This is a genomic window from Citrobacter sp. RHBSTW-00599 (genome assembly GCF_013784065.1).
Lineage (GTDB): Bacteria > Pseudomonadota > Gammaproteobacteria > Enterobacterales > Enterobacteriaceae > Citrobacter > Citrobacter braakii.
Genome location: NZ_CP056717.1, coordinates 1,484,357 through 1,497,650 on the forward strand (window position 1 = coordinate 1,484,357; position 13,294 = coordinate 1,497,650).

At 53.3% G+C, this 13,294-nt stretch carries 13 protein-coding genes and 1 pseudogene; 7 read left to right on the top strand and 7 right to left on the bottom strand.

Translation table 11 applies throughout. From position 1 onward, the window contains the following. The first annotated feature begins 13 nt into the window (after window positions 1-13). From HV243_RS06970 to cysM, 5 genes are all read left to right on the top strand, one after another. Window positions 14-1,030: a sulfate ABC transporter substrate-binding protein gene (locus HV243_RS06970; RefSeq protein WP_016153933.1), complete on the top strand. Its 1,017-nt coding sequence runs from the start codon at window positions 14-16 to the stop codon at window positions 1,028-1,030. Next, window positions 1,031-1,864, top strand: coding sequence for a sulfate/thiosulfate ABC transporter permease CysT (cysT, locus tag HV243_RS06975; RefSeq protein WP_003038061.1), 834 nt, complete (start codon window positions 1,031-1,033; stop codon window positions 1,862-1,864). Beyond that, entirely contained in the window at window positions 1,864-2,739 is an 876-nt protein-coding gene (cysW, locus tag HV243_RS06980; RefSeq protein WP_053388614.1) for a sulfate/thiosulfate ABC transporter permease CysW, read from the top strand. The genes cysT and cysW overlap by 1 nt, the downstream gene beginning before the upstream one ends. Further along, window positions 2,729-3,826, top strand: a complete 1,098-nt coding sequence (gene cysA / locus HV243_RS06985) for a sulfate/thiosulfate ABC transporter ATP-binding protein CysA (RefSeq protein WP_053388613.1) — start codon at window positions 2,729-2,731, stop codon at window positions 3,824-3,826. Before cysW ends, cysA begins: the two co-directional genes overlap by 11 nt. A gap of 118 nt (window positions 3,827-3,944) precedes the next feature. Next, window positions 3,945-4,856 (top strand): cysteine synthase CysM, encoded by a 912-nt coding sequence (cysM, locus tag HV243_RS06990; RefSeq protein ID WP_016153930.1) that lies wholly within the window; start codon window positions 3,945-3,947, stop codon window positions 4,854-4,856. 108 nt (window positions 4,857-4,964) lie between these two features. On the opposite strand, the pseudogene HV243_RS06995 reads toward cysM, so the two are convergent. After that, window positions 4,965-5,660: pseudogene (locus HV243_RS06995) on the bottom strand (type 1 glutamine amidotransferase); the annotation flags it as partial. Between the two features lie 13 nt (window positions 5,661-5,673). Next, window positions 5,674-6,966 carry a transcriptional regulator PtsJ gene (gene ptsJ / locus HV243_RS07000; protein ID WP_019077349.1) on the bottom strand — a complete coding sequence of 431 codons (1,293 nt, stop codon included), beginning with the start codon at window positions 6,964-6,966 and terminating at the stop codon, window positions 5,674-5,676. Window positions 6,967-7,048: 82 nt separating this feature from the next. On the opposite strand from ptsJ, the gene pdxK reads away from it, so the two are divergent. Next, window positions 7,049-7,915: a pyridoxine/pyridoxal/pyridoxamine kinase gene (gene pdxK, locus HV243_RS07005; RefSeq protein WP_053388612.1), complete on the top strand. Its 867-nt coding sequence runs from the start codon at window positions 7,049-7,051 to the stop codon at window positions 7,913-7,915. Beyond that, window positions 7,912-8,151 carry a hypothetical protein gene (locus HV243_RS07010; protein WP_016153926.1) on the top strand — a complete coding sequence of 80 codons (240 nt, stop codon included), beginning with the start codon at window positions 7,912-7,914 and terminating at the stop codon, window positions 8,149-8,151. The genes pdxK and HV243_RS07010 overlap by 4 nt, the downstream gene beginning before the upstream one ends. A gap of 76 nt (window positions 8,152-8,227) precedes the next feature. Here HV243_RS07010 and crr read toward each other — a convergent pair whose 3' ends face one another. The 5 genes from crr to cysZ all read right to left on the bottom strand — a co-directional run bounded on the left by crr (window position 8,228) and on the right by cysZ (window position 13,088). Then, window positions 8,228-8,737, bottom strand: coding sequence for a PTS glucose transporter subunit IIA (gene crr, locus HV243_RS07015; protein ID WP_000522253.1), 510 nt, complete (start codon window positions 8,735-8,737; stop codon window positions 8,228-8,230). Between the two features lie 40 nt (window positions 8,738-8,777). Next, complete coding sequence (gene ptsI / locus HV243_RS07020; RefSeq protein WP_016153925.1) at window positions 8,778-10,505, bottom strand: phosphoenolpyruvate-protein phosphotransferase PtsI; 1,728 nt, start codon at window positions 10,503-10,505, stop codon at window positions 8,778-8,780. 45 nt (window positions 10,506-10,550) lie between these two features. Further along, complete coding sequence (gene ptsH, locus HV243_RS07025) at window positions 10,551-10,808, bottom strand: phosphocarrier protein Hpr (protein WP_002913505.1); 258 nt, start codon at window positions 10,806-10,808, stop codon at window positions 10,551-10,553. 383 nt (window positions 10,809-11,191) lie between these two features. Beyond that, on the bottom strand, window positions 11,192-12,163 hold the full coding sequence (cysK, locus tag HV243_RS07030; RefSeq protein ID WP_005121957.1) for a cysteine synthase A: 972 nt from the start codon (window positions 12,161-12,163) through the stop codon (window positions 11,192-11,194). 163 nt (window positions 12,164-12,326) lie between these two features. Further along, a complete protein-coding gene (gene cysZ, locus HV243_RS07035; protein WP_181603943.1) occupies window positions 12,327-13,088 on the bottom strand; it encodes a sulfate transporter CysZ in 762 nt (253 codons plus the stop codon). Window positions 13,089-13,294 lie beyond the last annotated feature (206 nt).

Consider the following 13,294-nt stretch of genomic DNA (forward strand, 5'->3'; position numbering starts at 1 on the left):
ATAAGGGTGCGCAATGGCCGTTAACTTACTGAAAAAAAGAACCCTGACGCTGGCAGCAATGCTGCTGCTGGTGGGTCAGGCGCAGGCAACGGAGCTGCTGAACAGTTCATACGATGTCTCTCGCGAGCTGTTTGCCGCCCTTAACCCGCCGTTTGAACAGCAATGGGCGAAGGATAACGGCGGTGACAAACTGACGATTAAACAATCTCATGCCGGGTCATCAAAACAGGCGCTGGCGATTCTGCAGGGGCTGAAAGCCGATGTGGTGACCTATAACCAGGTGACCGATGTGCAGATCCTGCATGACAAAGGCAAGCTGATCCCGGCCGACTGGCAAAGCCGTCTGCCGAATAACAGTTCGCCATTCTATTCCACCATGGCGTTTTTGGTGCGTAAGGGTAATCCGAAGAATATCCACGAATGGAACGACCTGGTTCGCCCGGACGTGAAACTGATTTTCCCGAATCCGAAAACCTCCGGTAACGCGCGTTATACCTATCTGGCTGCGTGGGGTGCGGCAGATAAAGCGGATGGTGGGGATAAAGCCAAAACTGAACAGTTCATGACCCAGTTTCTGAAAAACGTGGAAGTGTTTGATACCGGCGGTCGCGGGGCAACCACCACATTCGTGGAACGCGGCCTGGGCGATGTGCTGATCACCTTTGAATCAGAAGTAAACAACATCCGTAAACAGTATGAAGACCAGGGCTTCGAAGTGGTGGTGCCGAAGGTCAACATTCTGGCGGAGTTCCCGGTGGCCTGGGTAGATAAAAATGTGCAGGCTAACGGTACTGAAAAAGCGGCAAAAGCGTACCTGAACTGGCTGTACAGCCCGCAGGCGCAAACCATCATTACCGATTTCTACTACCGCGTGAATAACCCGCAGGTGATGGACAAACTGCAGGATAAATTCCCGCAGACCGAACTTTTCCGCGTGGAAGACAGGTTTGGCTCGTGGCCTGAGGTAATGAAAACGCACTTTGTCAGCGGCGGTGAGTTGGACAAACTGTTGGCGGCGGGGCGTAAGTAAATGTTTGCTGTTTCTTCCCGACGCGTGCTGCCCGGCTTTACCTTAAGTTTGGGCACCAGCTTACTGTTTGTCTGCCTGATTTTGCTGCTGCCGCTTAGCGCGCTGGTGATGCAATTGGCGCAAATGAGCTGGGCGCAATACTGGGATGTGATTACCAACCCGCAGGTGGTGGCGGCTTATAAAGTGACGCTGCTGTCGGCGTTTGTGGCGTCGATTTTTAACGGCGTGTTTGGTTTGCTGATGGCGTGGATCTTAACCCGCTATCGCTTTCCGGGCCGTACGCTGCTGGATGCGCTGATGGATCTGCCGTTTGCGCTGCCTACGGCGGTAGCAGGTCTGACGCTGGCATCGCTGTTTTCGGTCAACGGTTTCTACGGCGAGTGGCTGGCGAAGCTGGATATTAAAGTGACCTACACCTGGCTTGGCATTGCGGTGGCGATGGCTTTTACCAGCATTCCATTCGTGGTGCGTACCGTGCAGCCGGTGCTGGAAGAGTTAGGTCCGGAGTATGAAGAAGCGGCGGAAACGCTCGGCGCTACGCGCTGGCAGAGCTTTCGTAAAGTGGTACTGCCGGAGCTGTCTCCCGCGCTAGTCGCGGGCGTTGCGCTCTCGTTTACCCGCAGCCTCGGTGAGTTTGGCGCGGTTATCTTTATCGCCGGAAACATCGCATGGAAAACGGAAGTGACCTCGCTGATGATTTTTGTTCGTTTGCAGGAGTTTGACTACCCGGCCGCCAGCGCGATTGCATCTGTGATCCTCGGGGCTTCGTTGCTGCTGCTGTTTTCAATTAACACCCTGCAAAGTCGCTTTGGTCGACGCGTGGTAGGTCACTGATGGCAGACATTACCCAATTGAAACGTTATGGCGCACCCCGCATCAACTGGGGGAAATGGTTTCTGATCGGCACGGGCATGCTGGTATCCGCCTTTATTTTGCTGGTGCCGATGGTTTACATCTTCGTGCAGGCGTTCAGCAAGGGGTTGATGCCGGTATTACAGAACCTGGCTGATCCGGACATGCTGCACGCCATCTGGCTGACGGTGCTGATTGCGCTGATTGCGGTGCCGGTGAACCTGGTGTTTGGCGTGTTACTGGCCTGGCTGGTGACCCGCTTTAACTTCCCTGGACGCCAGTTGTTGCTCACATTACTGGATATTCCATTTGCCGTTTCACCGGTGGTCGCTGGCCTGGTCTATCTGCTGTTTTACGGCTCTAACGGCCCGCTTGGCGGATGGCTGGATGAACACAACCTGCAAATTATGTTTGCCTGGCCGGGAATGGTGCTGGTGACGGTGTTCGTGACCTGTCCGTTTGTGGTGCGCGAACTGGTGCCGGTGATGTTAAGCCAGGGCAGCCATGAAGATGAGGCGGCGGTTCTGCTTGGCGCATCCGGCTGGCAAATGTTCCGTCGCGTTACGCTGCCGAATATCCGTTGGGCATTGCTGTACGGTGTGGTGCTGACCAACGCCCGTGCGATTGGCGAGTTCGGCGCGGTATCGGTGGTTTCTGGCTCGATTCGCGGTGAAACCTTGTCTTTGCCGCTACAGATTGAATTACTGGAGCAGGACTACAACACAGTCGGCTCCTTTACCGCCGCGGCGCTATTAACGCTGATGGCGATTATTACCTTGTTTTTGAAGAGCATGTTGCAATGGCGCCTGGAAAACCAGGAGAAACGCGCGCAGCAGGAGGAAAATCATGAGCATTGAGATTGCCAATATTAAGAAGTCTTTTGGTCGCACCCAGGTGCTGAACGATATCTCGCTGGATATTCCTTCAGGTCAGATGGTCGCCCTGTTGGGGCCTTCTGGATCGGGCAAAACCACGCTGCTGCGCATCATCGCCGGGCTGGAGCATCAGTCCAGCGGGCATATCCGTTTCCACGGCACTGACGTCAGCCGTTTGCACGCCCGCGACCGTAAGGTGGGGTTCGTGTTTCAGCACTATGCGCTGTTTCGTCATATGACCGTTTTCGACAATATCGCTTTTGGTCTGACTGTTCTGCCACGGCGTGAGCGCCCGAATGCGGCGACGATCAAAGCAAAAGTGACCAAACTGCTGGAGATGGTTCAACTGGCTCATCTGGCGGACCGTTTCCCGGCACAGCTCTCCGGTGGGCAAAAGCAGCGCGTGGCGTTGGCGCGTGCGCTGGCGGTAGAGCCGCAGATCTTGTTGCTCGACGAGCCGTTTGGCGCGCTCGATGCTCAGGTGCGTAAAGAACTGCGTCGCTGGCTACGTCAGTTGCATGAAGAGCTGAAGTTCACCAGCGTGTTTGTTACCCACGATCAGGAAGAAGCGACGGAAGTCGCAGACCGCGTGGTGGTAATGAGCCAGGGTCATATCGAGCAGGCCGATGCGCCCGATCAGGTATGGCGCGAACCGGCTACCCGTTTTGTCCTGGAATTTATGGGTGAAGTTAACCGCCTGCAAGGGACGATTCGCGGTGGACAATTCCACGTGGGCGCACATCGCTGGCCGCTGGGCTATACGCCTGGCTATCAGGGCCCGGTGGATCTGTTCCTGCGTCCGTGGGAAGTGGACGTCAGCCGCCGTACCAGTCTGGATTCACCGTTGCCAGTACAGGTGCTGGAAGCCAGCCCGAAAGGACACTACACCCAATTAGTTGTGCAACCCTTGGGGTGGTATAACGAACCGCTGACGGTGGTTATGCAGGGCGATGATTCTCCGAACCGCGGCGAACGTCTGTTTGTTGGGCTGCAAAATGCGCGTTTGTATAATGGCGACCAGCGTATTGAAACGCGTGAAGAGGAACTTGCCCTGGCGCAAAGTGCCTGATAGGTTAATTCGTATAGTTATCATCCGGTGGCGCTGCGCTTACCGGGCTTAACGGGTGGTGCATGACCTGTAAGCCGGGTAAGCGCAGCGCCACCCGGCATTTTATTGAGCTGAAAACGTGAACACATTAGAACAAACAATTGGCAATACGCCTCTGGTGAAATTACAACGTCTGACGGCGGATAACGGCAGTGAAATTTGGGTCAAGCTGGAAGGCAATAATCCCGCAGGTTCAGTGAAAGACCGCGCGGCGTTGTCGATGATCGTTGAAGCGGAAAAGCGCGGGGAAATTCAGCCAGGCGACGTGCTGATTGAGGCTACCAGCGGTAATACGGGTATTGCGCTGGCGATGATTGCCGCGCTGAAAGGCTACCGCATGAAGCTCCTGATGCCAGACAACATGAGCCAGGAACGACGTGCGGCGATGCGTGCTTACGGGGCTGAACTGGTTCTGGTGACCAAAGAGCAGGGGATGGAAGGGGCGCGTGATTTAGCCCTTGAGATGGCGCAGCGCGGAGAAGGTAAACTTCTCGATCAGTTTAATAATCCTGATAACCCGTATGCGCACTACACGACTACCGGACCCGAAATCTGGCAGCAGACGTCAGGCCGTATTACCCATTTCGTCTCCAGCATGGGGACGACAGGCACCATTACCGGCGTATCGCGTTTTCTGCGTGAACAGGACAAACCCGTCACCATCGTTGGCCTGCAGCCGGAAGAAGGCAGTAGTATTCCGGGCATTCGTCGCTGGCCAGCGGAATATATGCCGGGCATTTTCAACGCCTCGCTGGTGGATGAGGTGCTGGATATTCATCAGAACGATGCGGAAAACACCATGCGTGAACTGGCCGTTCGTGAAGGGATTTTTTGCGGGGTGAGTTCTGGCGGCGCGGTTGCGGGCGCGTTACGCGTGGCGCGCGCGACACCGGGGGCGGTGGTGGTGGCGATCATCTGCGATCGCGGCGATCGCTACCTTTCCACCGGGGTCTTTGGCGAAGAGCATTTCAGCCAGGGATTAGGTATTTAATTTGTCGGCCTGATAAGCGTAGCGCTAGCAGGCAACCGTACGGCAGGATCGCCGGATGACGACGCAAAGCGTCTTCTCCGGCCCGCACTGTTCAATCGTTACGTTTACCAACTTATCAAGGAATTGCCACAGCGTCTCATTCATCTGCTGGTAATCCCAGGTGCGCATCTCTTCAACAGCACGAATAAAGCGCTTCCCTTTCGCTTCGGCCAGTTCTTGCTCAGAGTGCTGAATTAATCCTTCGACCGCTTCGGCGGTAAACTCCATATGGCACTGAAAACCATAGACGAAATTACCGTATTGCACTATTTGTCGCGGACATCCCTCGCTTGTGGCAAGAATTGTCGCCTGGTCGGTTAATCCCGGCATGTCATTGTGCCAGTGACCCACGTTGAGCGGTGAGCCGAAATGGCTGAACAACGGATGCTGTTGGCCTGCCTCGGTCAGGGCGATCGGATAGTGACCAATCTCTTTTTCCGGGCTTTGGCACACCTTCGCGCCCAGTGCTTCGCCGATTAACTGCGACCCCAAACAGATCCCCACCACGATTTTACGTGCCGCAATCGCCTGGTTTATCAGATGTTGCTCTGCCTGAGAGTCAAAGTATGGGCACTCTGCGAGCGTGGTGCGGGGTGACTGCGGCCCACCAAATACCACCAGCATATCGAAGCCATCGGCATTAGCGGGAACAGTTTCTCCGGCGTAAACGCGCGACCAACTGATGGTATAGCCGCGTGATTCGGCCCACGGCAGGTACGCGCCAGCAGATTCGAAAGACTCATGAATAACAAAATGAACTCGCACTTTTCCTCTCCTGTTAGCGCTTTAGCGCCTGATGTATATCAGTCGCCAGCTTATCAATGTCGCTGTCTGCTAATGTTGACAGCGTAATGCGCAGGCCATGCGCGGGCGTATTGACGCCAAACACTTCGCCTTCACGTACCAGCCAGCCGGACTTTGCCAGCGCAAAAGCGATCGCCTGGCTGTTATCTTCTAGCGGCAGCCACAGATTAAGACCGTCGCTGTCGGGCAGCGTAATGCCATGAAGCCGCAGAGCCGCTGCCAGCTTTTGCTGCTGGGCGGCGTAAAACTGCTGAGTTTGCGCCAGCGTGTGTTGATAAGTCTCGTCACTCAGGCAGGCGCAGGCCAGATCCTGCAGCAGATGGCTGACCCACTGACTGCCGGCGTTGAGCCGTAAACGCAGTTTCGCGGAAGTGAGTGGATCGCTGGCGACGATGGCCAGGCGTAAATCCGGGCCTAATGTTTTCGACATTGAGCGGACAATCGCCCAGTGCGTTGTTTCCTTCGCAATCACCGGATACCAACGGCATGCGGACAGCAGCGCAAAGTGGTCGTCGACGATCACCAGCGTCTGCGGATAGCGGGCCAGGATTTCCTGCAATTGCGCCGCGCGGGATGCGCTCAGACTGCATCCTGTCGGGTTATGGGCGCGCGGCGTCAGAATCACCGCCCGCGCGCCTTTCTGTAGCGCGATTTCCAGCATGTCTGGCTGCATGCCTTCGCTGTCAACGTTGACCGGACTGGCGGAGAATCCGGCATAACGCAGCATGTTGATGCTGCTCAAAAAGCATGGATCTTCTACCACAACGCTGTCGCCAGGCAGTAAATGGGCGCACAGTAGGCGCTCAATGGCATCAATGGCGCCGCTGGTGATATCAATTTCTCCCTTGGCTGGCATCGCATCTTGCATCCATTGCGCGGCCCACGCCTTAAGGCCGGGTGATACAGCGGCATCACCGTACAAACGAGGATTCTTATTTATTTGCGCGAAATAACGGCTGAGATCGGGAAGACGCGCGGGGGCTGGATTACCGCCGGAAAGATCGATAAGCGCGGTATCCGGATTGCCGCCTTCCAGCGCAACGGGGGCTGAAATCCCCTTGATTACCGTGCCGTTACGTCCCTGGCTTTGTGCCAGCCCGGAGGTGACCAGGCGTTTATAAGCCGCCGCGACAGTATTACGGTTAACGTTCAATGCTGTTGCCAGTTCACGCACCGGCGGCAACGTTTCTCCTGCTGCCAACGTGCCTGTAGCGACATGTTGACGAATACTGTCAAAAATTTCGTTAGCGGTTTTTCCGTCGATCATTATTGACCTATGACAAAATGAATTTTAGCATATGACGATAATAGTGAGGCGTAAGCCCGCTGTCCAGCGAGAGGAGAAATTTATGGAGCAGGGGAGTGATATTCAGTCAGTGCTCTTCGACGACAAGCATCGGGCGTTACAGACCGATATCGTCGCCGTCCAGTCACAGGTGGTTTATGGCAGCGTAGGCAACAGCATCGCCGTTCCGGCCATTAAAGCGCAGGGATTACGCGTGACGGCAGTGCCAACGGTGCTGTTCAGTAATACCCCGCATTATGAAACATTTTACGGCGGCGTTATTCCGGCCGACTGGTTTAGCGGGTATCTCCGCGCCTTGAATGAGCGTGATGCTTTACGCGAGCTGAAGGCGGTGACGACAGGCTATATGGGCAGTGCAGAGCAAATCGCTCTGTTAGCACAGTGGCTGGAAACGGTGCGGGCTACGCATCCGACAGTGTGCATTTTGGTTGACCCGGTGATTGGCGATACGGACAGCGGTATGTATGTAAAAGCTGAAATTCCGCAGGCCTACCGTCAGCACCTGCTGCCGCTGGCTCAGGGACTGACGCCGAACGTGTTTGAACTGCAAATGCTGAGCGGAAAGCCGTGTCGTACGCTTGATGAAGCCATCACGGCGGCGCAATCGCTGCTTACCGAAACGCTGAAATGGGTGGTGATCACCAGCGCGCCGGGGGATAGCGAAGATATTATTAACGTGGCGGTAGTGACGGCTGAAACGGTTGAGGTGTTCGCTCATCCACGGGTTAAAACGGACCTGAAGGGAACTGGCGATCTGTTTTGTGCTGAGCTGGTGAGCGGTATTGTGCTGGGTAAAGCGCTGACAACCGCGACGCACGATGCAGCTCAGCGCGTACTGGAAGTGATGAAATGGACCAATCTGTGCGGTTGTGATGAGTTAATTCTGCCACCGGCAGGGGAGGCGCGATGAAGAGTTACCGGCTGGTGGTTCGCCAGAATGGGCGTATGGTTGGACATTTTGACACCAGCGGGGCAACGGCGCTGGAAGATATCTGTGTGGCGCGGGCCATGTTTGGCATCGCGGGTGGCTACAATTGTGAACTGTTAGTGGCGGATTCGGAGCGACGGATGCTGGAAAGCGGGCCGGAAGGGATGAAAATCCTGATGCGCGAGGCGTGTTACCGACCGGTCACCTCACAAATTTAGCGTTATCCGGCAGATTTTGAGGTCTGCCAGATAAAAAAATGGCGCCATCAGGCGCCATTCTTCTCTGCAGCAAGAATTACTTCTTGATGCGGATAACCGGAGTTTCACCCACTGTCACGCTACCGGACAGTTTGATCAGCTCTTTGATTTCGTCCATGTTGGAGATAACAACCGGAGTCAGGGTAGACTTGGCTTTTTCTTCCAGCAGCGGCAGATCGAATTCAATAACCGGGTCGCCCACTTTAACGCGCTGACCTTCTTCAGCGATGCGCTTAAAGCCTTCGCCTTTCAGTTCAACGGTATCAATACCGAAGTGAACAAACAGCTCAATGCCGCTGTCGGATTCGATAGAGAAAGCGTGGTTGGTTTCAAAGATTTTGCCGATGGTGCCATCAACAGGGGCGACCATTTTGTTACCGGTTGGTTTGATAGCGATGCCATCACCAACGATTTTTTCAGCAAAAACTACATCCGGCACGTCTTCGATGTTGACGATCTCGCCAGAGAGCGGAGCAACAATCTCAATAGTTCCGGTGTCTTTCTTATCATCAGAAACCAGAGATTTCAGTTTATCGAACAAACCCATGATCTTCTCCTAAGCAGTAAATTGGGCCGCATCTCGTGGATTAGCAGATTGTTTTTTCTTCAATGAACTTGTTAACCAGCGTCATTAACTCGTCCGTTGTCGGTTGAGCAAGAGCCTGCTCTGCTAACACCTTCGCATCTTCGAAGTTCGTGTTACGGATAATCTTCTTAATGCGCGGGATAGAAATGGCGCTCATAGAGAATTCGTCCAGACCCATCCCCAGCAACAGAAGTGTAGCACGTTCGTCGCCTGCAAGCTCACCACACATGCCAGTCCATTTGCCTTCCGCATGAGAAGCATCAATAACTTGCTTGATCAGCGTCAGCACAGATGGCGACATCGGTTGGTAAAGGTGTGAAATCATATCATTACCACGGTCAACTGCCAGGGTGTACTGCGTTAAATCATTGGTGCCGATACTAAAGAAATCAACTTCTTTGGCTAAATGACGCGCAATTGTTGCCGCTGCTGGTGTTTCCACCATCACGCCAATCTCAATGCTTTCGTCAAATGCTTTACCTTCGTCGCGCAGTTCCTGTTTGTAGATTTCGATCTCTTTGCGTAGTGCGCGCACTTCTTCAACAGAGATGATCATTGGGAACATGATGCGCAGTTTGCCGAAAGCAGAGGCGCGCAGGATTGCGCGAACCTGATCCCGCAGGATCTCTTTACGATCCATGGCGATACGTACGGCACGCCAGCCCAGGAACGGGTTCTCTTCTTTCGGGAAGTTCATGTACGGCAGCTCTTTATCGCCGCCGATGTCCATGGTACGGACGATGACCGCCTGAGAGCCACAGGCTTCAGCAACGGCTTTATACGCAGCAAACTGTTCTTCTTCAGTCGGCAGCGATTCACGGTCCATGAACAGGAATTCGGTGCGGTACAGACCAACACCTTCGGCGCCATTACGCTCAGCGCCTTCAACGTCACGAACGGTACCGATGTTGGCGCAAACTTCTACCTGATGTCCGTCCAGCGTGATAGCCGGGAGATCTTTCAGCTTAGCGAGTTCCGCTTTTTCGGTAGCAACCTGCTCCTGAACGGCGCGCAGTTGCTCAATAACTTCATTGGTCGGATTGACGTAAACCTGGTTGTTTACGGCATCCAGAATCAGATAGTCGTCGTTTTTAACCTGAGAGGTGACGCTACCCGTACCTACGATGGCAGGCAGTTCCAGAGAACGCGCCATGATAGAAGTATGGGAAGTCCGTCCGCCCGCGTCGGTGATGAAACCCAGCACCTTGTTCAGGTTCAGCTGTGCGGTTTCTGACGGGGTCAGGTCTGCGGCTACCAGGATAACTTCTTCCTGAATAGCGCTCAGGTCGATAATAGCCAGACCCAGGATGTTACGCAGCAGGCGTTTACCGATGTCACGTACGTCAGCCGCACGTTCTTTCAGGTATTCATCATCCAGCTCTTCAAGGGCTGTGGCCTGACCTTCGATAACTTCATGCGCAGCTGCATCAGCCGTCATGTGCTTATCTTTAATCAGGGCTATGATTTCCTGCTCCAGCTCCTCATCTTCGAGCAGCATGATATGCCCTTCAAAGATGGCTTCTTTTTCTTCACCGAACGTTTCACCAGCTTTGGTTTTGATCGCTTCCAGTTGCGCAGATGCCTTGGCACGACCGCTCAGAAAACGTTCAACTTCCTGATCAACCTTGTCGGCAGAAATTTTTTTCCGGTCAATGACGATCTCGTCTTCTTTCAGCAGCAATGCTTTACCGAAAGCGATACCCGGGGATGCTAAAATGCCTGAAATCATAACCCTACCTTACTTGTGACTGATATTTAAAAGAACTCGTTGAACTTACTCGAGTTCAGCCATCAGTTTAACCAGATGCTCAACTGCTTTCTGCTCGTCTTCACCTTCTGCGGACAGGGTGACAACGGTACCCTGAGTCAGGCCCAGAGTCTGCAGTTTAAACAGGCTTTTGGCGCTAGCGCTTTTGCCGTTGGAAGTCACAGTAATTTCAGAAGTAAAGCCTTTTGCTTCTTTAACAAACTGAGCAGCAGGGCGAGTATGCAGACCGTTCGGAGCGGTAATGGTAACTTCTTGCTGGAACATTATATTTCCCCAACTTATAGGTTTAGTGTTGTGGAACTAAAGTCTAGCCTGGCGGTTCAACTTTAGCCTGTATTGTTAGCATCGGCGTAAACTGGACGCGACACAAAAGGAGTTCGGTGCAATCCGTTGCTGGCAACTTCTTGCCGCTGACGTTTCGTTCGTCATTAAACATTATGCCGCGAAAGGAAGAGTTGAACCAAATCATAAAATCGATTCAGCTAGCGCTTTTCCTGTAACGATTAATTTCGCGCATCAAAATAATTAGTTTGGTTAAATACCAGTTCCGGCGGGTTGAATCAATGCCAGGAGAGTTGAAAATTTGAAGCAGGCCACAAAAAAGCACCCCAAAGGGTGCTTTTTTACGCGTTTTTAACATGCTGGCATTACTGTTGCAGTTCTTTCTCTGTGAAGAGATCGGCAAACAGTGCAGTGCTCAGATAACGCTCACCCGATGACGGTAGGATAACCACAATATTCTTGTTGGTAAAGGATTCATCTTCCTGGAGCTTAAGCGCGGCAGCCACGGCTGCGCCAGAAGAGATCCCTGCCAGAATACCTTCTTCTTCCATCAGGCGGCGCGCGGTAGAAATAGCTTCATCATTGGTGATGGCCACGACTTTATCGATAAGCTTCAGATCAAGGTTGCCAGGAATGAAGCCCGCGCCAATACCCTGAATTTTATGCGGGCCAGGTTTGAGTTCTTCACCCGCCAATGCCTGGGCGATAACAGGGGAGTCAGTAGGTTCTACCGCGACGGTAATCAGATCGGTTTTGCCTTTAGTGCCTTTAATGTAACGGGTCACGCCAGTTAGCGTACCGCCGGTGCCGACACCGGAAATAAAGACATCAACCTGGCCATCGGTATCTTCCCAGATTTCCGGGCCGGTGGTTTTTTCGTGAATTTCCGGGTTCGCCGGGTTGCTGAACTGCTGCAGCAGCAGGAATTTTTCCGGATCGCTGGCTACGATTTCTTCCGCTTTCTGAATTGCGCCCTTCATACCTTTTGCGCCTTCAGTCAGCACCAGGTTCGCGCCCAGCGCTTTTAAAAGCTTGCGGCGCTCAATACTCATGGTTTCCGGCATGGTCAGAGTCAGTTTGTAACCACGGGCGGCGGCAACGTAGGCCAGCGCAATCCCCGTGTTGCCGCTGGTCGGTTCTACCAGCTCAACGCCCGGTTTCAGTACACCACGTTTTTCGGCATCCCAAATCATATTGGCACCGATACGGCATTTGACGCTAAAGCTTGGGTTGCGTGATTCCACCTTCGCCAGAATGCGTCCGTTACCGATACGGTTCAGTCGAACCAGCGGCGTATGACCGATAGTCAGCGAGTTATCTTCAAAAATCTTACTCATGGCCTGTCCTTAACTGTATGAAATTGGGATACCGCTTCAGCATACCTGTTGAGAAAGTATGGGGAAGTAAGGAATTCGCATATCTATATGCTGATGAGAAATAATGCGTAGCAGTATGGAATAAGAGCGGGCATAAGCCAGCCCGCTTTTACACATTTTTGCATTACTTCCATAACGCATGCTTAGCACGATAGCAGTCTACCCACATCGCCGTGGCACCACAAACCGCTACCGGCATGATGAACAGATTGAGCGCCGGAATCATGGTGAACAGGCTGGTCAATGCGCCAAACTGCATATTGGTCACCTTGCGCGTGCGCAGCGCGACGCGCATCTCCTTAAAAGGGACCTTATGGTTATCAAAAGGATAATCGCAGTACTGAATAGCCAGCATCCACGCGCTGAACAGGAACCACAGGACCGGGGCGACGGTCTGCCCAATGCCAGGAATAAAATAGAGAATCAGCAATACGAAGGCGCGCGGGAGATACCACGCCAGCTTTTGCCATTCGCGTTTCATAATGCGCGGAACGTCTTTCATAATGCCGAGAATGCCGGTGTCGGGCGGTGTTGCGCCCGTTAAGCGCGCTTCCAGCTGTTCAGCCAGCAGACCGTTAAACGGTGCGGCGATCCAGTTGGCGATAGTGGAGAACAGGTAGCCGAACACCAACAGCACGGAAATGGTCACAATCGGCCACAGTAAATAGCTGAGCCACTGAAGCCAGTCAGGGACGTGACTCATCAGCGCGGGAACCCAGTTACCGAGTTGTGTAAATAACCACCAGAATGCGCCGCCCATCAGCAGGATATTCACCAGCAAAGGCAGAATAACAAAACGACGAATGCCCGGTTGGGTGATGAGCTTCCATCCCTGAGAAAAGTAATAAAGGCCGCTGCGAGGTACAACTGCAGATGATGAAACCATGGTCAGGACGTACTCCTTGTTATATAAGCTCTGGTAAACTGTGCGTATCTTACCGGGTTGTTGAGCGTTAAGCTGTTCGGAAATGTTCGAAAAAACAGCAAAAAGCACAATTTTGTTCATCTTTATGCCGTGAAAGCCAAGAGTACACTTGCACTTGGCGTAATCGACAAATACTCTTAGTGAGTAAATGTTTGCCGTGGTGGCAA